This is a genomic window from Flavobacterium sp. (genome assembly GCF_024710485.1).
Lineage (GTDB): Bacteria > Bacteroidota > Bacteroidia > Flavobacteriales > Flavobacteriaceae > Flavobacterium.
This window is the reverse complement of record NZ_JANJUQ010000030.1, coordinates 1-26174: the sequence shown is the minus strand read 5'-3', so window position 1 is coordinate 26174 and position 26174 is coordinate 1. Positions and strand designations below refer to the sequence as shown.

Sequence of the window (26174 nt, the reverse complement as noted above, 5' to 3'; positions counted from 1 at the left end):
TCTTTATGCTGATTATCGGAATTGCCGGCGGAACCGGAAGCGGAAAAACAACTGTGGTTCACCAAATTATGAATGAATTGCCCCAAACCGAAGTGGGCGTCATTTCACAAGACTCTTATTACAAAGAAAACAACAACTTGAGCTTTGAAGAACGAGCCTTGATTAATTTCGATCATCCTCGCGCTATCGATTTTGAACTTTTGGTACAGCACCTGAAAGACTTGAAAGCCGGAAAAACCATAGAACAACCGGTTTATTCCTTTATCACACACAACAGAACCGACGATTCTATCATCACACATCCCAGAAAAGTAATGATTGTGGAAGGAATCCTAATCCTAACCAATCCGGAACTTCGCGAATTATTTGATGTGAAAATCTTTGTGCACGCCGATTCAGACGAACGTTTAATTCGCCGTTTAAAAAGAGACATCGCCGAGCGCGGACGCGATATGGAAGAAGTGTTGAATCGCTATCAAACTACACTAAAGCCTATGCACCAACAGTTCATCGAACCTACCAAAGCTTTTGCCGACATCATTATTCCGAACGACAAATACAATACGGTAGCTATTGATGTGGTTAGAGCCGTAATTAATCAAAGAATTATCTAATTCTATTCAAAATGAGCTTCTTTAAAAACCTAACCGATGCCTATCCTATCCTAAAAATCTTGGGTAACCGATATGTTATCGTGTTGTGTTTTTTCACCATCTGGATGCTTTTTTTAGACAATACTTCATACATGGAACATCGAGTGCTAGACCAACAGCTAGATGAACTCGAAGACAACAAAAAATACTATCAGGAAGAAATCAAAAAGGACGAAGAAAATATCAAACTCCTCAAAAACCCTGACCAAATCGAAAAATACGCGCGCGAAAAATACTATATGAAACGCGATAGCGAGGATGTGTATATCATCGAATTTGAAGAAGATTCCCTGAAAGAAGAACAATCCAAGTCAAAATCTTTATAACTACTACTCATGGCCGATAATTTATTCAATGAGTTCGAACCGGTGTCTTCCAAACAATGGAAACAACAAATTCAATATGAACTTAAAGGCGCCGACTATAACGAAACGCTCGTTTGGGAAAGTCCGGAAGGCATCAAAGTAAAACCTTTTTACCACAGAGACGAAACCGAAATCAACTATTCCGCGCCAACAAAGGAAAACGGATTTTCGATTTTGCAAAACATCTTTGTACACGATGTGGTAAAATCCAATAAAAGAGCTATAGACACATTGAATCGCGGTGCCGAAAGCATTCGTTTTACCATAGAACATGATGCGGTTAACTTGGAAGCCCTGATGCAAAATCTGCCTCTTACCAACACCCAATATTTTTTTTATTTACCTTTCCTCTCCATCGATTTCGCAACCAAAATCAATGATTTCGCTGTTAAGCATAATGCGGATATGGTAATTCAAATTGATCCTATCGGCCAATTGGTAAAAGACGGCAACTGGTTCGAAAACCTAGAAAAGGATTTTGAAAAACTCAACCAAATCACTTCCAAAGCAACGGTTCCTTTCTTAACCATCAGAAGCGGTATTTACCAAAATGCCGGAGCCAATATGGTGCAACAATTGGCTTATATTTTGGCTCATGTTAATGAATATTTCAATAGAGTAACCAACCTAAACCAACCAATTACGATTGAAGTTTCCGTAGGTACCAATTACTTTTTCGAAATCGCCAAATTGCGCGCACTACGACTATTATTCAACACCTTGGCGAAAGAATACAACCACATTGCAGATTGCCATATCATCGCCACACCAACCAAACGCAACAAAACATTGTATGATTACAACGTCAACATGTTGCGCACTACTACCGAATGTATGAGTGCCATTTTAGGCGGTGCCGATAGCATTGCTAATTTACCTTACGACGCACTATACCACAAAGACAATGAATTTGGAGATAGAATAGCTCGTAACCAATTGTTGGTGCTAAAACACGAAAGTTATTTTGACAAGGTCAACAACGCAGCCGATGGCGCCTATTACATCGAATCCTTAACCGAACAATTGGCCGAAAAGGCTTTACTCCTATTTAAAGATATCGAAGCCAATGGCGGTTTGATTACCCAGTTAATCGAAGGTACTATCCAACGAAAAATCAGCGAAAGTGCCGCCAAAGAGCAAGAGGCTTTCGACAATGGCAAAGAAATACTATTAGGTACTAACAAATACCCGAATAAAAACGACAAGATGAAACACGACCTCGAGTTGTATCCGTTTGTCAAACAAAATCCACGCAAAACCTTAATCAGTCCGATTATCGAAAAGCGTTTGGCCGAGAAACTGGAACAGGAACGTTTATCGCAAGAAGCCTAGTCATGAGAAAAAACATCCAACATATACAATTAGATAAAGTAGTTGTCACCCCGAGCGCAGTCGAGGGGCAAAACTTCCTAACTGCCGAAGGCATTGAAGTCAAACCAACCTATTCCGAAGCCGATATCGAAAACTTAGAACACTTAGAGTTCGGAGCCGGATTTGCCCCTAATTTACGCGGTCCGTATGCCACTATGTACGTGCGTCGCCCTTGGACGATACGTCAATACGCCGGATTTTCCACCGCCGAAGAAAGTAACGCATTCTACCGTAGAAATTTAGCTGCCGGACAAAAAGGCTTGTCAGTCGCTTTCGATTTGGCCACACACCGCGGTTATGATTCCGACCACGAACGCGTTGTTGGTGACGTTGGTAAAGCCGGTGTTGCCATCGATTCGGTAGAAGATATGAAAGTGCTCTTCGATCAAATTCCGCTCAACGAAATGTCAGTTTCCATGACCATGAACGGTGCCGTTTTACCTATCATGGCCTTTTATATCGTAGCGGCTGAAGAACAAGGTGTCGCCCCCGAATTGCTATCCGGAACCATCCAAAACGATATTTTAAAGGAGTTCATGGTGCGCAATACCTATATCTATCCGCCAACGCCTTCGATGAAAATCACCGCCGATATCTTTGAATATACGAGCAAGAAAATGCCGAAATTCAACTCGATTTCGATTTCAGGCTACCATATGCAAGAAGCCGGGGCCACCGCCGATATTGAGTTGGCTTACACTTTAGCCGATGGCTTAGAATACATTCGAACCGGATTGGCTGCCGGCATGAAAATAGACGAGTTCGCGCCTCGCCTTTCTTTCTTTTGGGCGATTGGCATGAACCACTTTATGGAAATTGCCAAAATGCGCGCCGGAAGAATGTTGTGGGCGAAACTGTTAAAGCAATTCAACCCTCAAGACGAAAAATCATTGGCACTCAGAACGCATTGTCAAACTTCAGGCTGGAGTTTAACCGAGCAAGATCCGTTTAACAACGTGGCTCGTACGACTATCGAAGCAGCGGCAGCGGCTTTTGGCGGAACGCAATCCTTACACACCAATGCCTTGGATGAAGCCATTGCTTTGCCTACCGATTTCTCTGCAAGAATCGCCAGAAATACCCAAATCTTTTTACAAGAAGAAACCAAAATCTGCAAAACCGTCGATCCTTGGGCCGGCAGTTATTATGTGGAAAGCTTAACCGCAGAAATTGCTGAAAAAGCCTGGGCTTTGATTCAGGAAGTGGAAGCCTTAGGCGGCATGACCAAAGCCATTGAAGCCGGTATTCCGAAACTGCGCATTGAAGAAGCCGCAGCACGCAAACAAGCTCGTATCGACAGCACGCAAGATATTATTGTTGGGGTTAACAAATACCGTTTAGAAAAAGAAGATCCGTTACACATTTTGGATGTAGACAACCAAATGGTGCGCCAACAACAAATTGAACGTTTAAACCAAATCAAAGCGACTCGCGATACCGCTAAAGTAAAAGCCAGTTTAGCAAAGATTACCGAAAGTGCCCAAAATGGTGGCGAAAATTTATTATCTTTAGCCGTAGAAGCAGCCCGAAACCGAGCCACGCTGGGAGAAATCAGCGATGCCCTGGAAGCGGTTTTCGGACGCTATAAAGCACAAATCAGAAGTTTTAGCGGCGTGTACAGTAAAGAAATCAAAAACGACGAGAGCTTTGAAAAAGCCAAACAATTAGCCGACGCTTTCGCTCAAAAAGAAGGCCGTCGACCACGTATCATGATTGCCAAAATGGGACAAGACGGTCACGACCGCGGTGCCAAAGTAGTAGCCACCGGTTATGCCGATGTAGGTTTCGACGTCGACATCGGACCGCTATTCCAAACACCCGAAGAAGCCGCCAAACAAGCCGTGGAAAACGATGTGCATATTTTGGGCGTTTCTTCCCTAGCGGCCGGACACAAAACCTTAGTGCCGCAAGTAATCGAAGAATTAAAAAAATACGGTCGCGACGATATTATGGTGATTGTAGGCGGTGTAATTCCGGCACAAGATTACCAATTCTTATTCGACGCCGGAGCTGTAGCGGTTTTCGGTCCGGGTACGAAGATTAGTGAGGCGGCGATAAAGATTTTGGAGGTGTTGTTGGAGGAGTAAACAGTCTTTTCCATTAAGATTTGATTAAGAATGTATTGAAACAGTTTTTTTATAACTTTTGTCATGTTTGTTAAAAGTGAAACTTTAGTACATTTGTGTCAGTAAACTCAATTTTCCATGCGAAGAGTATTAGCAATACTTTTATTGTCGTTATATGTTTCTTCTTCCACCGAATGCTTCGAGTTGTTGAAGATTCCGGCTTTGGTGGAACATTTTTACGATCACAAAGAAGAAAATCAATCCATGACACTTTGGTCTTTTCTTTGTTTACACTATGGTCACGGAGATGTAAACGATGGCGATCGTGACAAAGACATGAAACTTCCTTATAAAAGTGCCGACTGTAATAATGGTTTAACTTATTTAACGATTATACCGGAAATAAATTATTACGAAATCAGTCACCATAAACTTTTGGCTGAAGTTAAAACTGCATCCGATTTTTACATTAGTCGTCTTTACTCCTCAGATCAAGGTTCCATTTGGCAACCGCCCAAAATAGCTTAATTCTACTTGTTTTATTGGTCCCTTTTAGGTGTGCCAACAATTAAAATATTAATTAAGTTATTTAAAAAATCATGTTAAATAAAATTATTGCTTTTTCCGTAAGGAATAAGCTTATTGTGGGTTTGTTTACCATTGCATTGTTGCTTTACGGTATCTATGAAACCACTAAATTGCCAATTGATGCCGTTCCTGATATCACCAATAATCAGGTGCAAGTCATCACCATTGCTCCCTCTTTCGGAGCCACCGACATTGAGCGTTTGGTTACCTTTCCGGTAGAACAAGCCAACAGCAACATTTCGGGTTTAAAAGAAATCCGAAGTTTTTCGCGCTTTGGTTTGTCTTTAGTAACCATCGTTTTTGACGATGAAACCGATATTTATTGGGCACGTCAACAAGTAGCAGAACGCTTACAGTTAGTCCAAACCCAAATTCCCGCAGGTATCGGAACACCCGAATTAGGTCCGGTTTCAACCGGTTTAGGTGAAATTTACCAATACGTAGTTCGTCCGGAAAAAGGCTATGAAGACCAATATGATGAAACCGAACTCAGAACCATACAAGATTGGATTGTTCGTCGACAACTCTTAGGCGTAAAAGGTGTTGCCGAAGTGAGTAGTTTTGGCGGAAAATTAAAACAATTTGAAATTGCCATCGATCCCAACAAGCTTCACGCTCATGGCTTATCCATCAACGATGTTTTTAACTCTTTAGAACAAAACAATCAAAATACCGGTGGTGCTTACATTGAAAAAGGCGCTACAACGCTATTCATCAGAAGTGAAGGACTAATCGGTAAGATTGCAGACATCGAAAATATTGCTGTCAAAACTACACCAAGCGGTACTCCGGTATTTTTGAAAGACATCGCCAAAATCAATACCGGACACGCTACCCGTTACGGTGCGCTTTGTTACAATGATGAAGGCGAAGTGGCCGGTGCTATTGTAATGATGCTTAAAGGCGCCAACAGTAGTGAAGTAATCAAAAATGTTAAAGACCGAATCGAATTAATCAAGAAAACATTACCGGAAGGCGTAACTATTGAACCGTTCCTTGACCGAACCAAAATGGTCAACAATGCGATAGGAACAGTTGAAAAGAACCTTTTGGAAGGTGCGCTGATTGTAATTTTTGTATTGGTCTTATTCCTGGGAAACTTCCGTGCCGGGTTGATTGTGGCTTCAGTGATTCCTCTAGCCATGTTATTTGCCATTATCCTGATGAATACCTTTGGTGTTAGTGGCAACTTAATGAGTTTAGGAGCGCTCGATTTCGGTTTGATAGTCGATGGTGCAGTAATCATCGTTGAGGCTGTAATGCACCAACTTACCCACAGTAAAAAGTTCAGTCAAATTAATAAAATATCGCAGAGTAAAATGGACCAAGAAGTGGAAACTTCTGCCGGAAAAATGATGAACAGTGCGGTTTTCGGCCAAATTATTATTCTGATAGTATACTTACCTATTTTTACTTTGGAAGGAATCGAAGGTAAAATGTTCAAACCGATGGCACAAACTGTAGCTTTTGCTTTATTGGGTGCTTTCTTGTTGTCATTGACTTACATTCCGATGATGAGTGCTTTGTTTTTAAGCAAAAAAATCAATCACAAGCCAAATTTTTCCGATCGGATGATGTTCAAATTGGAGCGCCAATACCAACATTGGTTAGAAAAGGCATTGAACCACCAGAAAGCCATTATTGGCGGTGTGATTGCATTGTTTGCTACCGCTTTATTTGTGCTGAGTACTTTAGGTGGAGAATTTATCCCGGCTTTAGAGGAAGGCGATTTTGCGGTAGACACCCGAGTCTTGACCGGAAGTAATTTGAATACTACCATAGAAAGTACTCAAAAAGCCGCCCATATCTTAAAAACCCAATTCCCGGAAGTGGAAAAAGTGGTCACCAAAATCGGAAGCGGTGAAGTTCCTACCGACCCAATGCCGATGGAAGCCAGTGATATGATGGTGATTTTAAAAGACAAATCGGAATGGACTTCTGCAGAAACCTTCGACGAATTGTCTGAAAAAATGGGAAAAGCTTTGCAAGACGTACCCGGAATAACCACCGGATTCCAATATCCTGTTCAAATGCGTTTTAACGAATTAATGACCGGTGCACGTCAGGATGTGGTTTGTAAAATATTTGGTGAAAATCTGGATACCTTAGCCGTTTACGCCGAAAAACTGGGTAAAATTGTCAATACAGTGGAAGGTGCTGCCAACCTATATGTGGAACCTATTACCGGTATGCCGCAGGTGATTATTGATTACAATCGTCCGGTTATTGCACAATACGGCCTAAATATAGCCGATATCAATCGCGTAGTAAACACAGCCTTTGCCGGACAAAGCACCGGATTGGTCTTTGAAGGCGAAAAGCGATTTGAATTAGTCGTCCGTTTAGACAGTGACAAACGCAAAGACCTTGAAGATGTTAAAAATTTGTTGATTCCAACACCAAATGGCTCGCAAATTCCGTTGTCGCAATTGGCCAGTGTGGCTATCAAAGACGGTCCGAATCAAATCCAACGCGAAGATGCCAAACGAAGAATTATTGTAGGCTTCAACGTTCATGGGCGCGATGTTGAAAGCATTGTAAACGAATTGAAAACCAAAGTCGATGAACAAATCAAACTTCCTACCGGATATTATACTACCTACGGCGGAGCCTTTGAAAACCTCAACCAAGCTAAAGACCGATTAATGATAGCGGTACCGGTTTCTTTACTGATGATTTTCATCCTATTATTCTTTGCTTTCAGATCGGTTAAACACGGTTTGCTAATTTATTCGGCCATTCCTTTGTCTGCCATCGGTGGTATTTTCTTTTTAGCCCTGCGTGGCATGCCTTTTAGCATCAGTGCCGGCATTGGATTTATCGCGCTATTCGGAGTAGCGGTATTAAACGGAATCGTGTTGATATCTGAATTTAACCGACTCAAAGCAGAAGGTATGAACGATTTAAACCGAGTTGTACTAATGGGAACCAAAGTGCGTTTGCGACCTGTATTGATGACCGCTTTCGTAGCATCTCTGGGGTTTTTACCGATGGCTATCAGCAACGGTTCAGGTGCCGAAGTACAACGACCGCTGGCGACCGTAGTAATTGGTGGTTTGATGATTGCCACTTTACTGACCTTATTCGTTTTACCGATACTCTATGTTACTTTTGAAAAAGGATTTAAAATGAAACTATTTTCTAAAACAACTCTGCTTCTTTTATTGCTGTTCTTGTCAGTAGTTCCGACCAACGCCCAAACTAAAATGACATTAGATGAAGCCCTCAAAACTGCTTTAAGCAATAACCAAACGGTAAAGATTGACCGATTAAGAGCCGATTACCAACAAAAACTGATTCGCTCTGCGACCAATTTGCCGGCGACCAATCTCAATTCGGAAATCGGGCAATTCAACAGCAGTTTTACTGATACTCGTTTCGGCATTGCACAATCATTTGATTTTCCAACCGTATACAATCGTCAAAGAAAGGTGCTGACCTCAGAATGGAAAACCGCCACTGCATTAGTAGCTTTGAAAGAAGCTGCGCTGAAAAAAGAAGTAACGCTGACCTTTTACAGCATACTTACCCTAAATGAAAAAGAAAAATTGCTGCAAAAAAGTGACACTTTATTAACCGAGTTTTTGCGAAAAGCAGCATTGCGCCTTCAAAAAGGAGAAAGTAACATCTTGGAGAAAACCACAGCCGAAATGCAATTAGGTCAATTAAAACTGCAATTGTTACAGTTACAACAAGACAAAGAACTTTGGAGCAGTAAATTGCAATTGCTTTTAAATTCGGAACAAACCGTCATTCCGACAGCCGGTTCATCCAAAATCGAATTCAAAGACGAAGAAATATCGAGTATAGAACAGCACCCGTTATTGCAAAGTTTAGAGCAACAAAAAGCTACTGCTGCCGCTCAGACTCAGTTAGAAAAAGCACGAAAATTGCCGATGCTAACTTTAGGTTACAATAATATGTCGATTACAGGTACAGGAGCCGATAACATTTTTTACGATAAGTCAAATCGTTTCCACTCGGCGCAAATTGGCTTAGGCATTCCGTTGTTAGGCGGTTCTCAAAGTGCTAAAGTTAAAGCAGCCAAAGTACAAGAACAAATGGCTGCCGAAGAATACCAAAGAGAGAAAAACAACTTAGAACGACAACGCATTCAAACTGAATTGATGGTTAAAAACAATGCTGAAAAACTCAACTATTTCGAGAAAACCGGTTTACTGAATGCCATCCTAATTTCGGAAACGGCTAACCGTCAGTTTTTGGGTGGCGACATCAATTACCTCGACTGGGTGATGTTGATTAACCAAGCCTTAACCATCCATAACAGTTACATCGACACCGTAAACCTATACAACGAAAGTGTCATCGAATGGAATTACCTTACTACAAAAAATTAAACATGAAAACAAACATCATATTAGCAGCTTTGGCCTTTATTAGTTTGAGCTGCAACTCAAATAAAAGCGAATCGGAAACGAACACCAATAATGCCTCCGAAAAAATAGTTACCCTTACGGACAAACAATATCAAAATGCAGGTTTAGTAATCGAACCAACTCAAGAAAGAACGGTATCCGCTACTGTCAATTTGAACGGCGTTATCGATGTCCCTCCGCAAAACTTGGTTTCCGTGAGTATGCCTTTGGGCGGTTATTTAAAAAGTACTAAACTGCTTCCGGGTATGCACGTTAGCAAAAATGAAGTAATTGCCGTGATGGAAGACCAACAGTATATTCAGTTGCAACAAGAATACTTAACCACGCAATCCAAATTGTATTTCGCCGAAAAAGAATACGAGCGCCAACGCGATTTGAATCAGAACAAAGCCAGCAGCGACAAAGTGTATCAAATGGCCGATGCCGAATACAAAAACTTGCGCATCACACTTAATGCCTTAGGGGAAAAACTGCGATTAATTCACATTAATCCGAGAACACTGTCGGAAAAAACCATTTCTAAAAGCGTAAACATCCTCTCACCTATTGACGGTTTTGTTTCTAAGGTGAATGTGAACATCGGGAAGTATGTTAATCCGGCCGACATCTTGTTCGAACTCATCAATCCGGATGATATTCATTTGAACCTAAAAGTGTTTGAAAAAGACATTAACGGACTGTTTATCGGCCAAAAAGTAGTGGCTTACACCAACAGTCAACCCGATAAAAAACATGAATGTGAAATCATTCTCATCAGTAAAGACATCGCTACCGACGAACACAGCACTGAAGTTCACTGTCACTTCGACAAATACGATAAAACCCTCTTGCCGGGCATGTATATGAATGCGGTGGTTGATTTGAAGCGACATGCTGTGCCTACTTTACCCGAAGACGCGATAGTAACTTTTGAAGGTAAAGAATATGTTTTTGTAAAAATAAATGAGCGTCAATTTGAAATGACCGCAGTAAAAATCGGAGATAATGAAAACGGCTTTACCGAGATTTTGAATCATGAAGTTTTAAAGAACAAAAACATTGCCGTTAAAGGCGCCTACACTTTGCTCATGCAGCTAAAAAACAAATCGGAAGAGTAATATTTGCTAAGTCACCATTAAAAAAGCACTTCAATCGAGGTGCTTTTTTTTATCTTTACCAAAAACAAAGGCATGTCAAAACTTCCGCATATCGGCACCAGCATTTTTACCGTAATGTCGCAAATGGCTACCGAACACCAAGCCATCAACTTATCGCAAGGCTTCCCGAATTTTCCCGTGGACGAACGATTGACAGCGATTGTAGCCAAATTGGCAACTGCCAATGTACACCAATACACACCCATGAGCGGATTACCGTCGTTGTTGGACAAAATTGCTGTCTTAACCCAACAATCCTATGGCAGAACAGTGGTTCCTACAGAAGAAATCCTGATTACTGCCGGTGCTACCGAAGGCATTTTTGCTACCATTCAGGCCTTAGTCATAGCCCAAGAAGAAGTCATCATTTTAGACCCAAGCTACGATTGCTATGAAGCACCGATTTTGTTGAGTAATGCCAAACCCGTTCGCGTAGCCCTTAACATCGATTTTACGCCGAATTGGGAAACTATAACCGCAGCGGTAAACGAAAAAACCCGACTGATTATTATAAACAATCCGCACAATCCTACCGGAAAAATGTGGACTGCAACCGATTTTGAACAGCTGGAAAAACTCGTCCACGCCTTCCCTAACCTTTTGGTTTTATCCGATGAAGTATACGAATACATCACTTTTGAACAACCGCATATTTCAGTCCATCACCGTCCTAAATTGTGGGAACGCAGCATTTCCATTTCTTCTTTCGGAAAATCGTTTCACATTACCGGTTGGAAAATTGGTTATGTGATTGCGCCGGAGGATTTAATGCGTGAGATTAAAAAAGTACACCAGTTTTTGGTATTCAGCGTGAGCAGTATTGCCCAACATGCCTTAAATGAGTACATAGAGGTAGTCGACGTAAAAGCTTTAGGCCAATTTTACCAACAAAAAAGAGACTTCTTCCAAGGTTTGATGCAAGAAACTAAACTCAAACTCTTGCCCTGTGAAGGCACATATTTTCAAGTAGCTTCGTATGCAGATATCAGCGAGGAAAGCGACATCGATTTTACCAAAAGATTGGTCACCGAATTGGGTGTGGCTACCATACCAATTTCTATTTTTTATGCCAATGGCGATGACCATAAGCGCATTCGTTTTTGCTTTGCCAAAGACGATGAAACTTTGATGAGCGCAGCCGAAAGACTTCGCCAATTGTAATTAAAACAATATATTTACTCAAAATAAAAAAGATATGGATTTTTCAGCAAAAATGCTACGCGATAACGCCCTAGCAGACAAAGTAATCGTAGTAACCGGAGGCGGAAGCGGCTTGGGTAAAGCCATGACCAAATACTTTTTAGAATTGGGCGCTAAAGTCGCCATCACCTCTCGCGATTTAGAGAAACTAAAAACCACGGCAGCCGAATTGGAAACCCAAACCGGTGGACAATGCTTGCCATTGCAATGTGATGTGCGACATTATGACCAAGTCGAAGCCATGTTGGCTGAAGTTTTAAAAACCTTCGGTAAAGTGGATGTGCTATTGAACAACGCTGCAGGTAACTTCATTTCACCTACCGAAAGACTATCGGCTAATGCTTTTGATACCATCATCGATATTGTATTGAAAGGATCCAAAAACTGTACGTTGGCCTTTGGAAAACATTGGATTAACACCAAACAAACCAATTGTAACGTGTTGAATATAGTTACCACTTACGCTTGGACCGGTTCGGGTTATGTAGTGCCGAGTGCTACTGCTAAAGCCGGTGTTTTGGCTATGACCCGCAGTTTGGCTGTAGAATGGGCCAAATACGGCATACGCATGAACGCCATTGCGCCTGGACCATTTCCTACCAAAGGTGCTTGGGATAGACTCTTACCGGGTGACTTAGCGGAAAAATTTGATATGGCGAAAAAAGTACCTTTGCGCCGCGTGGGCGACCATCAGGAATTAGCCAATTTAGCCGCCTATTTGGTTTCTGATTTTTCAGCATACATCAACGGAGAAGTGGTGACTATAGATGGTGGCGAATGGCTGCAAGGCGCCGGGCAATTCAATCTTTTGGAAAAAATCCCTCAGGAAATGTGGGATATGTTAGAGGCGATGATTAAGAACAAAGGAAACAAATAAAAGTGGTCAGTCGCAGTCACGGTCTAGAGATTTTTGACTGAAAACTGAGACTGAGACTGAAAACTAAGGGCTTAAAAACTTTACCTAAATGTTAACAAATAAGCCTTGACAAAGCCATAATTAATCGTATTTTTACGGCTTAAAATTGATCGAAAATAAATGGGTAAAATCATTGCAATTGCCAACCAAAAAGGTGGTGTAGGAAAAACAACAACGTCTGTAAATCTTGCCGCATCTTTGGGAGTTTTAGAGAAAAAAGTACTGTTAATCGACGCTGACCCTCAAGCCAATGCCAGTTCCGGACTAGGAATTGACGTAGAAAGTGTTGAAATCGGAACCTATCAAATTTTGGAACACAGCAACACGCCGCAGGAAGCCACAATTACTTGCTCGGCGCCGAATGTTTCTGTCATTCCGGCTCATATCGACTTAGTGGCAATTGAGATTGAATTGGTGGACAAAGAAAACCGCGAGTACATGCTTAAACAAGCCTTGGAAAGTGTGAAAGATCAATACGATTATATTTTGATTGATTGCGCACCGTCGTTAGGATTGCTTACCCTAAACGCCTTAACAGCTGCCGATAGTGTGGTAATTCCGATCCAATGCGAATACTTTGCTTTGGAAGGTTTGGGCAAACTGTTGAATACCATCAAGAGTGTGCAAAAAATCCACAACCCAAATTTAGACATCGAGGGTTTACTACTCACCATGTACGACTCGCGTTTGCGTTTGTCTAACCAAGTGGTAGAAGAAGTGCAAAAACATTTCAACGATATGGTATTCAAAACCATCATCCAGCGCAATGTAAAATTGAGCGAAGCACCAAGTTTCGGTGAAAGCATCATCAACTTCGACGCTACCAGCCGAGGTGCTACCAACTATTTGAGTTTGGCGCAAGAAATCATCAAGAAAAACAGCAACTAAGCCATGGCAAAAGCAATAAAAAAACAAGCCTTAGGAAGAGGATTATCGGCTTTACTAAAAGATCCGGAAAACGATATCAAATCAGTAAACGATAAAAATGCCGACAAAGTAGTCGGAAACATTATTGAATTGGATATCGATGCCATCGAAATCAATCCGTTTCAACCCCGAACCAATTTCAACGAAGAACAATTACAGGAATTGGCTTCTTCCATCAGAGAATTAGGACTAATCCAACCGATTACCGTTCGTAAATTAGACTTTAATAAATACCAATTAATTTCAGGTGAGCGCCGTTTGCGTGCCTGCAAAATAGTTGGCTTAACTACGGTTCCGGCTTACATTCGTATTGCCAATGATAACGAATCGTTGGTCATGGCTTTGGTAGAAAACATCCAACGCCACGATTTAGACCCGATAGAAATTGCGCTTTCCTACCAACGTTTGATTGACGAAATCCAATTGACTCAAGAACAAATGAGTGAGCGTGTGGGCAAAAAACGTTCGACTATTGCCAACTACTTGCGATTGTTAAAATTAGACCCGATTATCCAAACCGGTATTCGTGACGGGTTTATCAGTATGGGCCACGGGCGAGCCATCATCAACATTGAAGACCAAGACATCCAAACCGATATTTACCACAAAATCATCAGCCAGAATCTTTCCGTACGAGAAACCGAAGCTTTGGTAAAAAACTATCAGGACAGCCGCAAACCGGCTCCGCCGAAATCTAAAAAAGGCGAAAGTTTCAATGTAGCGGAAGACCAGAAAAAGGCGTTTGTGAATTTCTTCGGTACCAAAATCGATGTAAAAGTAGCAGCAAACGGTAAAGGAAAAATCACGATTCCGTTTCATTCTGAAGAAGATTTCAATCGCATTATCAAACTAATCCAAGGATAGTGAGTCGTTTTTTCTACATACTGGTCTTGTGTTTTCTTTTAGGAAAACCATCGCTACATGCCCAGCAAATAACCGAAGGTTTGGTAGCCAAAGACACGACTAAAATGAGAGAAATTGACCCGTTAACACCTTCCAAAGCTGCCTTCTATTCGGCTGTACTACCCGGATTAGGACAAGCTTACAATAAAAAATATTGGAAAATCCCGATTGTTTACGGTGCTTTGGGAACCAGTATGTATTTCTATTTAGACAACAACAAAAAATACCACAGTTACCGCGACGCTTACAAAAGGAGATTGGCCGGCTTTAACGACGACCAATACCAATATTTGGACGATAGTCGTTTGATTCAGGCGCAACGCTTTTACCAACGCAATCGCGATTTATCATTGATGGTAACACTTGGCTTTTACATATTGAACATTGTTGACGCCAATGTAGACGCGCATTTGATACAGTTTAACGTAAACGAAAAACTGTCGGTAGCGCCAGATGTGTATCAAAATGACTTTACCGCCAAACCCAATCTCGGACTAACTTTAAACTATCGATTCTGATGAAAATTGCACTACTCGGCTACGGAAAAATGGGAAAAGTAATCGAAAGAATTGCTTTGGAAAGAGGACACGAAATCGTGTTAAGGAAGGACGCATCCAACACTTATAACGGATTAGAAAATGCCGATGTAGCCATCGATTTCAGCGTACCGACAGCGGCAGTAGACAATATCTCAACTTGTTTATCAGCGAATGTTCCTGTAGTTTCGGGAACTACCGGTTGGCTCGACCGTTACGATGAAATGGTTCGTTTGTGCGAAGCCAAAAATGGAACGTTTCTTTATGGTTCCAATTTTAGTTTGGGTGTGAATTTATTCTTCGAACTGAACGAATATTTGGCCAAAATGATGGCACGTTTTGCCGATGTCTACAAAGTATCGATGGAAGAAATTCACCATACGCAAAAACTGGATTCTCCCAGCGGAACCGCAATTTCATTAGCTAAAGGTATTATCCAACATTCGGATTACGAATCTTGGACTGAAGATCAAGCCGAAAACAATCAAATTCACATTGAGGCCAAACGCATCGAAAACATCCCCGGAACGCACAGTGTTTTTTACAGCTCTGACGTGGATTTTATCGAAATCAAACACGTGGCGCACAATCGCGAAGGTTTTGCTTTAGGAGCAGTTTTGGCCGCCGAATGGATTCAAGACAAAAAAGGCGTGTTTTCCATGAAAGATGTATTGGATTTGAAATAGACCATCAAAAAAATGTAACAAACAACAGTAATTGCCAACCTATTACTGCATAAATTCTAAAAAAATATAGTATGTCAGCAACGCAATGGTTAATTTTCGTTTTGATAATTCAAGTTATTCACGGCTTAGGTACTTGGAAACTCTATGAAAAAGCAGGCCGAAAAAGATGGGAAGCTTTTGTTCCGGTATACAACGCCATTATCTTAATGAAGATTATCGGAAGACCAACTTGGTGGACTGTATTGCTGTTTATACCGATTATTAATTTACTCATGTTTCCGGTAGTTTGGGTAGAAACCTTGAGAAGCTTCGGACGCAATTCGACTGCCGAAAGTTGGTTGGGAGCGCTAACATTCGGATTTTATCTTTATTACATCAACTACACTCAAGAAGTTACCCATATTTCTGATCGCGATTTAACGCCTAGAACCAAAACCGGAGACACCATCAGTTCGTTATTATTTGCAGTAATTGTTGCTACTTTGGTGCACACTTACGTAATGCAACCATATGTAATTCCGTCTTCATCTTTGGAAAAATCATTGCTTACCGGAGATTTCTTGTTTGTGAGTAAATTTCACTACGGTGCCAGAACGCCTATGACATCAGTGGCTGCGCCTATGGTTCATGATACCTTACCGATTATCAAAACCAAATCGTATTTGTACAACGACCACGATGCGAATTCTTGGCAGAATAAATTACAATTGCCTTATTTCCGTTTTCCGGGCTTTGAAAAAATTGAAAATGCAGATATCGTAGTTTTCAATTGGCCGCGTGACACCCTATTTCATATGTACTTGCCGGCTGACCGTCGTTATGATAAACCTATAGACAAGAAAACCAACTACGTAAAACGTTGTGTAGCCATTCCGGGTGACAATTTAGAGATCAAAAAGGGCGTGGTTTACATCAATGGAAAAGAGTTGATATTACCGGAAAGGGCCAAACCTCAATTCGGTTTCAATATCAAAATGAAAGAACCGATTACGCAAGAGTTTGTTGACCAATATGGTGTAACCGAATTCAATACCTTAATCCAAATGGAAACCAAGTTGTGGGAGAATAATTTGGTTCAACAATACTTAGACAAAGAAGGCTATAGTTTTGCTGTAATTGAAAAAGACAGCACCAATACATTTCTTTTAGGACCGGTTGACAGAGACTTGGCAAATAAGTTAAAGCTATCCTCTTCCAACCTAATATTCCAAGCCAATCTTACCCAAGCGAAAGCCGATGAATTGAAAAAAGACCCTCGCGTAGCGGCAGTAGAACGCTATTTAAAAACCGGTGCCGAAGACGGAATTTTCCCGGATTACAAAGACGGACATCCTTCAACAACTCGCAGCTGGAACAGCGACAATATGGGACCGATTTATATGCCTGAAGTCGGAAAATCGATTAATCTGACTTTAGAAAACCTACCGTTATACAAAATCATCATCACTGAATACGAAGGCAATACTCTGAAAGTGGTTGGCGATGATATTTACATCAACGATATAAAAACCAATAGTTATACCTTCAAAAAAAATTACTACTGGATGATGGGTGACAACCGAAACAACTCATTAGACGCACGTTATTACGGATTTACTCCGGAAGACCACATTGTGGGGAAACCGGTGTTTATTTGGATGAGTTGGGACAGTAACGCTTCAGGGATGGATAAAATTCGTTGGGATCGCTTGTTCACTACCGTGAGTGGCGAAGGCCAACCGCAATCCTACTTTAAATACTTCTTAGGATTATTGGCATTGTACTTTGTGGGTGAATATTTCTGGAAAAAAAGAAAAGCGAATTAATGTAACAATTGACTAATGTAATAGTGTAACAATTGGGATATTGTTACATTACTAAATTGAATCATTACTAATGAATAATATATTAATACATCCCGGTTATTTTCCTTCCATCAGTCATTTTGTAGCGATTGCCCAAAGTGATTTGGTGACCTTTGAAATGGACGATAACTTTCAAAAGCAAACCAACCGTAACCGAATGTACATTTATAGTCCGAACGGCATTCAGTTGCTCAATATTCCGATAAAGCATTCTAAAGAAGCGCATCAAAAAACCAAAGATGTCAAATTGGAAACGGCTTTTGATTGGCAAAAACAACATTTCAAATCTTTAGAAGCGGCTTATCGCACTTCGCCTTTCTTTGAGTATTTTGAAGATGACATTGCTCCTATTTTTCAAAAGAAGCATACTTTTTTAATGGATTTGAATTTGGAAACGATGTCAATTGTATCCAAATGTTTGGGCTTGGAATTCGATTACAACGAAACTGCGGAATACTTCCATGAGGTTACTGACAAAATCGATTTGCGCGGATTGATCAACGGTAAAAAAGACACTTCGGTTTTCGAACCTTACACGCAGGTTTTCGGAGAGAAACACGGGTATTTGAACAATTTAAGTATCCTCGACTTATTGTTCAACGAAGGACGATACGCCTTAGATTATCTTAAAAAACAAACGCTTTAATTGGCAAATGCCAAGCGCGTCATAATCGGGAAGTGATCTGAATTTTCGAAGCGCGAAAAACTTTGGAAACTTTTCACTTTCATGCGTTTGTCGGCAAAGATGTAATCAATACGCGCCGGATAATACTTAAAACGATACGTTTGCCCAAAACCCAATCCGGCCTCTTCGAAACAATCGCTTAAATCACCTTTAATATTGCGGTAGATATACGAAAAAGCGCTGTTGTTCATATCGCCGCAAATAATTACCGGATAAGGACATTCATTCTTGTGGTTGACCAATTTTTCCGCTTGTTTTTCCTGTTTTTTAAACGCTTCGCGAATTCTGACAAACAGTTGTTGTGACTTGTTTTTATCAATGGCATCCACATGCGATTCGATCTCATTGACATCCGGAGAAATCTTAATGGATTGCAAGTGAATGTTGTAAACGCGAATTGTATCTTTCCCTTTCTTGATATCGGCATAAACCACATTATTCCCTAAATCGGGAATTTTAAAATCACCTTGGTTGAAAATCGGATACTTGGAGAAGATAGCTTGACCGGTTCTGATTTGCTTGCCTTCCATGAAAACGGCTTTGTATTTGTAAGCTCTCAAATTTACTTTGGCATTTTCAGAATACTCCTGAAGACATATAATATCGGGATTTTGATCGTTGATAAAAGACAAAATGGTATCACCTACGTGCTCGTTGGGCAGCCATTCGAATAAATTAAACAAGCGAACGTTGTAGCTCATCACTGTAAAATCTTTTTCCTCTTCCGGTAATTCTCTGGAGGAAAATTTGTAAAACTTATTGATAAAAGTAATGCCCAATAACAAAACCAGTCCGGACAAAATTACTTGTCGTTTGAGCTGCAATAACCAATACACAAAGAAGAATGCATTTAAAATCAAAAATAGCGGTAAAATAAGTGTTAGTACCGATAATAACGGAAACAACTTTGGCGCTAAGAAAGGTAAAATATAAGCCACGAACGTCAACACAGTCAACACTATATTGAATCCGAACATTATTTTATTAAACCAAGATAGCTTTCTCAAAAAAATCGATTTAAAATTTCATTTCCTCAATTAGGAAATCCGACTAACAAATATGCAAAATTATACTGCTATTTTCCCGCTTTGAACAGAAATTCTTTTTCCTCGGCAGTCAAGCTGTCATAACCCGATTGGCTGATTTTATCCAAAATCTCATCAATTTGCTGTTGGGTTTTATCTTTGGTTACAATCTTACTCGCTTGTTTGGTTACAGGCTTCTTAGGATTGACGTGTACTTTTTTGAAAGGTGTTGCTTTTTTAGCAGAGAATAAATTCGCAAAAAAATCAATAAACGATGTAACAATGCGACTCAAATCGGTGCCATTTTGCAACAACTTGATGTAAATAAATCCAAAAAATGCACCACTCAAATGCGCAATGTGTCCGCCCATATTGCCCAATTGGATTTGGAGTAAATCGAGCAATAACAATACGCCGGTAATGTGCCATAGTTTGACATTCCCTATCAAAAGCAATCGGATTTCCATTAAGGGTTGGTAGGTTGTAGCGGCTACCAGAATACCCATTATGGCTGCTGAAGCACCAACCATAGAAGAAGAAAAACCCAGTATATAAAAACTCAATACATAAACCAAACCCGCAAAAAAGGCGCTCAACAAATACAAGCCTAAATATTGCTTTTGGGTAAAAAAAGTCAGGAACAAACGACTCGAAAAATGCAAGACCATCATGTTAAAAAACAAATGCATAAAACCCTGATGGAAGAAAGCATAAGTGATAAGTGACCAAGGTTTGTACAAGGCTTCCATGGGTTCGGAGGAAACGGCCAACCAAGTAGGATAATCGAAAAAACCACTTGCAAATTGGTAAAACAACGGAATCGACAAGATAAATAGGCCTACATTCCAATAAATCATTTTATTGGCAATGCCACCGATTTTGTATTGTAACTTAAGGTCTTCGAGTATACTCATAGCTAATCCCAACGATTTCTATTGAATGAATTTTTCTTCCAATACCACATCATAATAAATCCGGTTAAAGCACCTCCTAAGTGTGCAAAGTGCGCTACTCCTGTTCCGCCGCTGCCAAAAATAGAGCTGCCTTTAAAGCCTAGAACCAAATCCAATACCAACAAACCCGGCACAAAATATTTAGCTTTAATTGGCACCGGTATAAATAACATCATCAATTCGGCATTCGGGAACATGAAAGCAAAAGCAATCAATAAACCGTAAATAGCACCGGATGCTCCAACAGCTGGTGTATTGTAAGCGTGGTACATGGCTTCTAAATCTGATAAAGAAATAATCTCCAATAAAGCGTTGCTGTACCTTCCTTCTTTTACAATAGTAGTAATAACTTCTGCAGGAACATTGGCTTCTTGCAAAATTTCCAAAGCGTGATGGTATTGGTAATAATTCACACCCATGTGTAATAAAGCCGCTCCCAATCCACAAGAAATGTAGAAAAACAAAAATTTTCGCGCACCCCAAAAGTGTTCCAAAGCACTACCGAAAGAAACCAAAGCAAACATATTAAAAACAATATGCATCAAATTTGGAAAACGCGCATGCATAAACATACTTGTCAGAGGTTGCCAATAGTTGAAATTGGGATTATCCGGAGAAAAAAGTGCAAACAATTGATAAGTCATATCGCCTACATAATTGGAGCCGATATAAAAAATAACATTGATAATCAGTAACTGCTTAACAGTCTCGGTCATTCGCATCATACGCTGAATTTTTTATCTAAATCTTCCACACTCATAGTGATGAAAGTTGGTTTTTGAAATGGCGACACATCTGGTTCTTTGCAAGCAAATAGGTTGTGTACCAAGTTTTCCTGTTCCTTTTCGGTTAAATAGGTTCCGGTTCTGATAGCCAAACTGCGCGCCATCGACTTAGCGATGGTGTCATTTTGCGAAAAACTACTGTCCGGAATACCGTCTTGCAAGTCACGCAATAACTCTTCCAAAACAATCGCAATCTCGCTTTCGGTCACATTGACAGGTAAACCGGAAATCAATACATGATCATCTGCCATGGCTTCAAACACAAATCCGGTGTTTTCTAGAGCCGATTGTAATTCGGCCAACAACTCCATTTCGGGTGCCGAAAAATACAACTGGAGCGGAAACAATAATTGCTGACTCGACGCTTGGTGTACTGTCATACTGGTCAGGAATGCTTCGTATAAAACTCGCTCATGCGCCCTATTTTGGTTGATGATAACCATCCCGGACTTAATCGGACTGACAATGTATTTTTTATGAATTTGATACGTACGTTTAACTTCCTGCTCCACTTCATTTTCTTCAAACAAAGAAGACGTAACAGCATCATTTTCAAAAGTCATTTCCGCCAATTCTTGTCCGGCTTGTTTCAACCCAACATACAAACTTTCCCAATTAGGCTGGGCTTCCGACTTTTTATAAGATGGTGTTGAAAACGACTTACTCGGCTTGTCTTCAGCAAACGGATTGTAACTGCGGTCTACCTGAATAGTTGGATATTCCGCTTCCTTATTTTGGTATTGATAAGGCGTGTCCAAATTCGGATCTCGGTCGAAATCCAACACCGGCGCCACATTAAATTGTCCTAAACTGTGCTTGATGGCCGAACGCAAAATGGCATACAATGCGTGTTCGTCATCAAACTTGATTTCGGTTTTGGTAGGATGAATGTTGATATCGATGGTATGCGGTGGAACCGTCAAATACAGGAAATAACTCGGCTGCGAACCGTCTTTCAGCAAACCTTCATAAGCTGCCATAACGGCGTGATGCAAATAACCGCTTTTGATGAATCGATCGTTGACAAAGAAGAATTGCTCGCCGCGGTTTTTCTTGGCAAATTCGGGTTTCCCCACAAATCCTTGTAAACTTAAAATGTCCGTTTCTTCTTTAACAGGCACTAATTTTTCATTTGTTTTCCCAGAAAAAATATTGACGATGCGCTGTCTGAAATTCGATATCGGCAAATTGAACATCTCACTACCGTTATGATACATTGTAAAATGGATGTTCGGATGCGCCATCGCTACACGCTGGAACTCATCTACAATATGACGCTGCTCTACGGTTTCCGATTTTAAGAAATTGCGACGTGCCGGGATATTAAAAAACAAATTCTTGACTGCAAACGAAGTCCCTTTGGGCGACACTGCCGGTTCTTGCGACATAAACTTGCCGCCTTCTATCACGATGTGCGTTCCTAATTCTTCTTGGTCTTGTTTGGTTTTCATTTCCACATGCGCAATAGCCGCGATGGAAGCCAATGCTTCACCACGAAAACCTTTAGTATGCAATGAAAATAAATCTTCTGCTTGGCGGATTTTGGAAGTGGCGTGACGTTCAAAACACAAACGCGAATCAGTGACACTCATCCCAACGCCATTATCAATCACTTGAATTAGTGATTTTCCGGCATCTTTGATGATGAGTTTGATATCGGTAGCTTTGGCATCTACAGCGTTTTCCAACAACTCTTTGACTACCGAAGCCGGTCTTTGCACTACTTCACCGGCCGCAATTTGATTGGCCACATGATCCGGAAGCAATTGAATGATACTCGACATTATTTAGTTTCAGTGTTTTGAATTAAGGACTTGGGCAACCACCCAAACAAAGCAAATTTAAGGAAAAAGTACGGGGATTTATAGTTAATCATTCCCTAAAAATAAAAAACCTATTCACAAAAGAATAGGCTTATCATTTACATCCGAAAAGGGAATCTATTGCATCGTTTTGCTGCGCAAATCAGCCATTTTAATGGCAGCAATGGCGGCTTCTGTCCCTTTATTACCATGTTTACCACCACTTCGGTCGATAGATTGTTGTTCGTTGTTATCCGTTAGCAAACAAAAAATCACCGGCACATCGGTTTGTACGTTTAAATCTTTGATGCCTTGGGTTACACCTTCGCATACAAATTCGAAGTGCATAGTTTCGCCTTTGATCACACAACCTATCGTGATTACAACGTCTACTTCTTGCGTAACTATCATGCGTTGCGCTCCGTAAATAAGTTCAAAACTTCCGGGTACATTCCAACGAATCAAATTCTCAGGCAAAGCGCCACAATCCAACAAAGCCGCTTCAGCTCCTTGGTACAGGCCGTTGGTGATATGATCATTCCACTCTGAAACCACGATACCAAACTTGAAATCTTTCGCGTTGGGTAATTGGGTTTTATCGTAATTAGAAAGGTTTTTATTTGCTGTCGCCATAATTAATGCTTTTAAACTAAAAAAGGATTAAAGATAACTCCTTAATCCTTTTTCTGTATTATTGAATTGAAATTTATTGTGCTAATCCGATTAAAGCATCTACTTGTTGTGCTTCAGGAGTGGCATCAAAATTTTCTTTGATGTCGGTGAAATATTTCAACGCCTCAGCTTTGTTACCCATTGCTAAAGCAGTTTTACCGGCTTTCATCAAATATCTTGGTCTGGTAAAATCGTTAGTCTGACTTGCATCAGCAGCTTTCACATAAAACTCTAACGCTTCTTTTTGCTTGTTTTGTTGTGCGTAAGCATCGCCGATAGCGCCTTTAGCCAAAATGCTTAACGTAACATCTTTAGAGTTGAATTTTTCCAAACTAGCAATAGCTTCTGCATATTTACCGGTGTTCAAGTAAGCGATACCGGCCATGAAATTAGCTTGGTTAGCGGCATCAGTACCAGAATACTCTTCTGCAATTTTAAGTACACCAAATTTTCCTTCAGAACCATTCAATACCAAATTGAACAAAGAATCCGCTTTCACATCACCATCAACGGCTTTTTGGAAATTTTGTTGGGCTACGAATAACTCATCAGCAGCTTCTTGTTGGTTAGGCTCAGCAATAAATTTGTCATAAGCGAAATAACCCACCAATACCACTACTACTGCCAACAAACCACCTAAAATTACTTTTTGGTTTTTAGCAATAAAATCTTCTGCTTTAGAAGCCGATTGATCTAAGGTATCGAATGCTTTAGCCGTAGTACTGTCTTTTTCATCAATATTTACATCTTCAATGAAAGTTTCGTCTACTTTTTCCGCTTTTTCTTTTGGTGCTTTATATCCTCTTTTGTTAAAAGTTGCCATTTATTTTTAATTTAGTGTGCGCAAAAATAAAATTTTTATTCAAACTCCCATAAAAAAAATCGATTTAATATTTTTTTAAGTAGAAAATACTCGTTTTTGAATCGCTTACTAAAGAACAACCGCTAAAGAATTCTAACGTTCATTCTTTTTATCAATAATTTTGAATAATTTGCAGGACTTTCTTTAAGTGCTTCAAAAAGAAAACAAATCACAGTAAACCAATTATTTAACCTTAATTCAAGCGATACCGAATTGTTTTTAAAACGCCTTTCAGTCCTGAACTACAAGAATTTTGCTGATGCCACCTTCGAATTTGATGCTAAAATCAATTGCTTCGTAGGGAAAAACGGCATCGGAAAAACTAATATTTTGGATGCCGTGTATCATTTGGCCATCGGGAAAAGTTATTTTAACCCGCTGGCCGTACAGAACATCAAACACGGCGAAGATTTTTTTGTGGTAGACGGCGAGTTTGAGAAAAACAATCGTACCGAGCAAATACTGTGCAGCTTGAAAAAAGGCCAAAAGAAAATCCTCAAACGCAACGGCAAACTCTACGAAAAGTTCTCCGATCACTTAGGTTTCATACCATTGGTCATTATTTCGCCGGCCGACCGAGATTTGATTATTGAAGGCAGTGAAACAAGACGCAAATTTATTGACAGCGTGATTTCGCAGTTAGACAGCAGTTATTTACAACAGTTGATTCAGTACCACAAAATCGTAAGCCAACGCAATGCGCTGTTGAAGTATTTTGCTTTGAATCACGTTTTTGAAAAAGACACTTTGTCTATATATAATGAACAACTGGAGACTTTAGGGCAAGTTATTTTTGAAAAGCGAAAAGCGTTTTTGGCTGACTTTGTGCCGATTTTCAACGCGTATCATCAAACGATTTCCGATTCGGCCGAAACCGTTCAATTGGTGTATCAAAGTGATTTGTTCGAAAAAAATACGCTGACATTATTGGAAGAAAACCTCAGCAAAGACCGAGCTTTACAATATACTTCCGTCGGCATTCACAAAGATGATTTGTCGTTTGAAATCGACCACTTCCCTATTAAAAAGTTTGGTTCACAAGGACAACAAAAATCGTTTTTAATCGCTTTAAAACTGGCCCAATTCGATTTCGTCAAAAAACAAAGTGGCGAGAAACCGATTTTGCTTTTTGATGATATTTTCGACAAACTGGATGAGTTTCGCGTGAGCAAAATTGTAGCTATGGTGAATAACGACGAGTTTGGTCAACTATTCATCTCCGACACGCATCCGGAACGCACCGAAAATATTGTAAAAACCACCCATCAGAGTTATAAAATATTTAACCTTTAATGCAGCGGTATTTTGTACTTTAGCTAAAAATTTTTTATCATGAAAACCAGATTATTTTCCCTATTATTCATCAGTTTTTTATTTTTAAGTTGCCAAGGCCAAGCCACAAAACCGGTGCAAACCCTTGATGTTAAAGCGTATGCTGAAAAATTAAAAAACACCGAAAAACCGCAATTACTCGATGTTAGAACTCCGGAAGAATTTGGCGTTGAACATCTAGAAAATGCCGATAACGTTAACATCAACAGTGCTGATTTTGAATCCAAAGCGGCAAAATACGATAAATCGAAACCCATTTTCGTGTATTGTAAAGTAGGCGGAAGAAGTGCTCAAGCCGCTGATAAATTAGTCGCCATGGGCTTTACCGAAGTGTACAACTTGGAAGGCGGCATCATGAAATGGACTACAGCCGGTATGCCAAAAGCCGGACAAACGGCTAAAACCGGTGGCATGACTGTTGACGATTATCAAAAATTAGTAGCTTCCGATAAAAAAGTACTCATCAATTT

The 26174-nt window shown here is 40.3% G+C and carries 23 protein-coding genes; 17 read left to right on the top strand and 6 right to left on the bottom strand.

Annotated features, from left to right (window positions below):
* The first annotated feature begins 5 nt into the window (after positions 1 to 5).
* The 15 genes from udk to Q0M21_RS06690 all read left to right on the top strand — a co-directional run bounded on the left by udk (position 6) and on the right by Q0M21_RS06690 (position 18234).
* Entirely contained in the window at positions 6 to 614 is a 609-nt protein-coding gene (gene udk / locus Q0M21_RS06760) for a uridine kinase (RefSeq protein WP_295336070.1), read from the top strand.
* Positions 615 to 625: 11 nt separating this feature from the next.
* Entirely contained in the window at positions 626 to 979 is a 354-nt protein-coding gene (locus Q0M21_RS06755; protein WP_290873840.1) for a septum formation initiator family protein, read from the top strand.
* 9 nt (positions 980 to 988) lie between these two features.
* Entirely contained in the window at positions 989 to 2350 is a 1362-nt protein-coding gene (locus Q0M21_RS06750) for a methylmalonyl-CoA mutase subunit beta (protein WP_295336066.1), read from the top strand.
* A gap of 2 nt (positions 2351 to 2352) precedes the next feature.
* Entirely contained in the window at positions 2353 to 4476 is a 2124-nt protein-coding gene (scpA, locus tag Q0M21_RS06745; RefSeq protein WP_295336064.1) for a methylmalonyl-CoA mutase, read from the top strand.
* A 117-nt stretch (positions 4477 to 4593) separates the two neighbouring features.
* On the top strand, positions 4594 to 4983 hold the full coding sequence (locus Q0M21_RS06740) for a hypothetical protein (RefSeq protein ID WP_295336061.1): 390 nt from the start codon (positions 4594 to 4596) through the stop codon (positions 4981 to 4983).
* 71 nt (positions 4984 to 5054) lie between these two features.
* Positions 5055 to 9401 carry a CusA/CzcA family heavy metal efflux RND transporter gene (locus tag Q0M21_RS06735; protein ID WP_295336058.1) on the top strand — a complete coding sequence of 1449 codons (4347 nt, stop codon included), beginning with the start codon at positions 5055 to 5057 and terminating at the stop codon, positions 9399 to 9401.
* Positions 9402 to 9403: 2 nt separating this feature from the next.
* Positions 9404 to 10537, top strand: a complete 1134-nt coding sequence (locus Q0M21_RS06730) for an efflux RND transporter periplasmic adaptor subunit (protein WP_295336055.1) — start codon at positions 9404 to 9406, stop codon at positions 10535 to 10537.
* 72 nt (positions 10538 to 10609) lie between these two features.
* The gene (locus tag Q0M21_RS06725; protein WP_295336052.1) at positions 10610 to 11737 is read left to right on the top strand and encodes a methionine aminotransferase; all 1128 of its coding nucleotides are present in this window, start codon (positions 10610 to 10612) and stop codon (positions 11735 to 11737) included.
* A 34-nt stretch (positions 11738 to 11771) separates the two neighbouring features.
* Positions 11772 to 12653 (top strand): SDR family oxidoreductase, encoded by an 882-nt coding sequence (locus tag Q0M21_RS06720; RefSeq protein ID WP_295336050.1) that lies wholly within the window; start codon positions 11772 to 11774, stop codon positions 12651 to 12653.
* 159 nt (positions 12654 to 12812) lie between these two features.
* A complete protein-coding gene (locus Q0M21_RS06715) occupies positions 12813 to 13580 on the top strand; it encodes a ParA family protein (RefSeq protein ID WP_290873863.1) in 768 nt (255 codons plus the stop codon).
* Positions 13581 to 13583: 3 nt separating this feature from the next.
* Positions 13584 to 14483 (top strand): ParB/RepB/Spo0J family partition protein, encoded by a 900-nt coding sequence (locus tag Q0M21_RS06710; RefSeq protein WP_295336046.1) that lies wholly within the window; start codon positions 13584 to 13586, stop codon positions 14481 to 14483.
* Complete coding sequence (locus Q0M21_RS06705) at positions 14483 to 15040, top strand: DUF5683 domain-containing protein (protein WP_295336044.1); 558 nt, start codon at positions 14483 to 14485, stop codon at positions 15038 to 15040. The genes Q0M21_RS06710 and Q0M21_RS06705 overlap by 1 nt, the downstream gene beginning before the upstream one ends.
* Complete coding sequence (gene dapB / locus Q0M21_RS06700) at positions 15040 to 15744, top strand: 4-hydroxy-tetrahydrodipicolinate reductase (RefSeq protein ID WP_295336042.1); 705 nt, start codon at positions 15040 to 15042, stop codon at positions 15742 to 15744. Before Q0M21_RS06705 ends, dapB begins: the two co-directional genes overlap by 1 nt.
* 71 nt (positions 15745 to 15815) lie before the next feature.
* A complete protein-coding gene (gene lepB / locus Q0M21_RS06695) occupies positions 15816 to 17549 on the top strand; it encodes a signal peptidase I (protein WP_295336040.1) in 1734 nt (577 codons plus the stop codon).
* 70 nt (positions 17550 to 17619) lie between these two features.
* On the top strand, positions 17620 to 18234 hold the full coding sequence (locus tag Q0M21_RS06690) for a WbqC family protein (RefSeq protein ID WP_295336037.1): 615 nt from the start codon (positions 17620 to 17622) through the stop codon (positions 18232 to 18234).
* Here the strand turns inward: Q0M21_RS06690 and Q0M21_RS06685 are convergent.
* The 6 genes from Q0M21_RS06685 to Q0M21_RS06660 all read right to left on the bottom strand — a co-directional run bounded on the left by Q0M21_RS06685 (position 18231) and on the right by Q0M21_RS06660 (position 24333).
* Complete coding sequence (locus Q0M21_RS06685) at positions 18231 to 19280, bottom strand: endonuclease/exonuclease/phosphatase family protein (RefSeq protein ID WP_295336034.1); 1050 nt, start codon at positions 19278 to 19280, stop codon at positions 18231 to 18233. The genes Q0M21_RS06690 and Q0M21_RS06685 overlap by 4 nt on opposite strands.
* A 68-nt stretch (positions 19281 to 19348) precedes the next feature.
* Positions 19349 to 20212: a rhomboid family intramembrane serine protease gene (locus Q0M21_RS06680; RefSeq protein ID WP_295336031.1), complete on the bottom strand. Its 864-nt coding sequence runs from the start codon at positions 20210 to 20212 to the stop codon at positions 19349 to 19351.
* 2 nt (positions 20213 to 20214) lie between these two features.
* Positions 20215 to 20976 carry a rhomboid family intramembrane serine protease gene (locus tag Q0M21_RS06675; protein WP_295336028.1) on the bottom strand — a complete coding sequence of 254 codons (762 nt, stop codon included), beginning with the start codon at positions 20974 to 20976 and terminating at the stop codon, positions 20215 to 20217.
* Entirely contained in the window at positions 20973 to 22820 is a 1848-nt protein-coding gene (gene mutL / locus Q0M21_RS06670) for a DNA mismatch repair endonuclease MutL (protein ID WP_295336025.1), read from the bottom strand. Before mutL ends, Q0M21_RS06675 begins: the two co-directional genes overlap by 4 nt.
* Positions 22821 to 22976: 156 nt before the next feature.
* Positions 22977 to 23471: a 6,7-dimethyl-8-ribityllumazine synthase gene (ribH, locus tag Q0M21_RS06665; RefSeq protein ID WP_295336022.1), complete on the bottom strand. Its 495-nt coding sequence runs from the start codon at positions 23469 to 23471 to the stop codon at positions 22977 to 22979.
* A gap of 73 nt (positions 23472 to 23544) precedes the next feature.
* Positions 23545 to 24333 (bottom strand): tetratricopeptide repeat protein, encoded by a 789-nt coding sequence (locus tag Q0M21_RS06660; RefSeq protein ID WP_295336019.1) that lies wholly within the window; start codon positions 24331 to 24333, stop codon positions 23545 to 23547.
* Between the two features lie 252 nt (positions 24334 to 24585).
* On the opposite strand from Q0M21_RS06660, the gene Q0M21_RS06655 reads away from it, so the two are divergent.
* Both Q0M21_RS06655 and Q0M21_RS06650 read left to right on the top strand, forming a co-directional pair.
* Complete coding sequence (locus Q0M21_RS06655) at positions 24586 to 25665, top strand: DNA replication/repair protein RecF (protein WP_295336016.1); 1080 nt, start codon at positions 24586 to 24588, stop codon at positions 25663 to 25665.
* Between the two features lie 39 nt (positions 25666 to 25704).
* Positions 25705 to 26174 (top strand): rhodanese-like domain-containing protein (locus Q0M21_RS06650; RefSeq protein WP_295336014.1); only part of this gene is annotated, 470 nt, incomplete at its 3' end.

What these genes read in the sequence shown, in the direction of transcription:
- udk (WP_295336070.1), top strand. Translation starts at nt 6, where the DNA reads ATGCTGATTATCGGAATTGCCGGCGGAACCGGAAGCGGAAAAACAACT.
- Q0M21_RS06755 (WP_290873840.1), top strand. Translation starts at nt 626, where the DNA reads ATGAGCTTCTTTAAAAACCTAACCGATGCCTATCCTATCCTAAAAATC.
- Q0M21_RS06750 (WP_295336066.1), top strand. Translation starts at nt 989, where the DNA reads ATGGCCGATAATTTATTCAATGAGTTCGAACCGGTGTCTTCCAAACAA.
- scpA (WP_295336064.1), top strand. Translation starts at nt 2,353, where the DNA reads ATGAGAAAAAACATCCAACATATACAATTAGATAAAGTAGTTGTCACC.
- Q0M21_RS06740 (WP_295336061.1), top strand. Translation starts at nt 4,594, where the DNA reads ATGCGAAGAGTATTAGCAATACTTTTATTGTCGTTATATGTTTCTTCT.
- Q0M21_RS06735 (WP_295336058.1), top strand. Translation starts at nt 5,055, where the DNA reads ATGTTAAATAAAATTATTGCTTTTTCCGTAAGGAATAAGCTTATTGTG.
- Q0M21_RS06730 (WP_295336055.1), top strand. Translation starts at nt 9,404, where the DNA reads ATGAAAACAAACATCATATTAGCAGCTTTGGCCTTTATTAGTTTGAGC.
- Q0M21_RS06725 (WP_295336052.1), top strand. Translation starts at nt 10,610, where the DNA reads ATGTCAAAACTTCCGCATATCGGCACCAGCATTTTTACCGTAATGTCG.
- Q0M21_RS06720 (WP_295336050.1), top strand. Translation starts at nt 11,772, where the DNA reads ATGGATTTTTCAGCAAAAATGCTACGCGATAACGCCCTAGCAGACAAA.
- Q0M21_RS06715 (WP_290873863.1), top strand. Translation starts at nt 12,813, where the DNA reads ATGGGTAAAATCATTGCAATTGCCAACCAAAAAGGTGGTGTAGGAAAA.
- Q0M21_RS06710 (WP_295336046.1), top strand. Translation starts at nt 13,584, where the DNA reads ATGGCAAAAGCAATAAAAAAACAAGCCTTAGGAAGAGGATTATCGGCT.
- dapB (WP_295336042.1), top strand. Translation starts at nt 15,040, where the DNA reads ATGAAAATTGCACTACTCGGCTACGGAAAAATGGGAAAAGTAATCGAA.
- lepB (WP_295336040.1), top strand. Translation starts at nt 15,816, where the DNA reads ATGTCAGCAACGCAATGGTTAATTTTCGTTTTGATAATTCAAGTTATT.
- Q0M21_RS06690 (WP_295336037.1), top strand. Translation starts at nt 17,620, where the DNA reads ATGAATAATATATTAATACATCCCGGTTATTTTCCTTCCATCAGTCAT.
- Q0M21_RS06680 (WP_295336031.1), bottom strand. Translation starts at nt 20,212, where the DNA reads ATGAGTATACTCGAAGACCTTAAGTTACAATACAAAATCGGTGGCATT.
- Q0M21_RS06675 (WP_295336028.1), bottom strand. Translation starts at nt 20,976, where the DNA reads ATGATGCGAATGACCGAGACTGTTAAGCAGTTACTGATTATCAATGTT.
- mutL (WP_295336025.1), bottom strand. Translation starts at nt 22,820, where the DNA reads ATGTCGAGTATCATTCAATTGCTTCCGGATCATGTGGCCAATCAAATT.
- ribH (WP_295336022.1), bottom strand. Translation starts at nt 23,471, where the DNA reads ATGGCGACAGCAAATAAAAACCTTTCTAATTACGATAAAACCCAATTA.
- Q0M21_RS06660 (WP_295336019.1), bottom strand. Translation starts at nt 24,333, where the DNA reads ATGGCAACTTTTAACAAAAGAGGATATAAAGCACCAAAAGAAAAAGCG.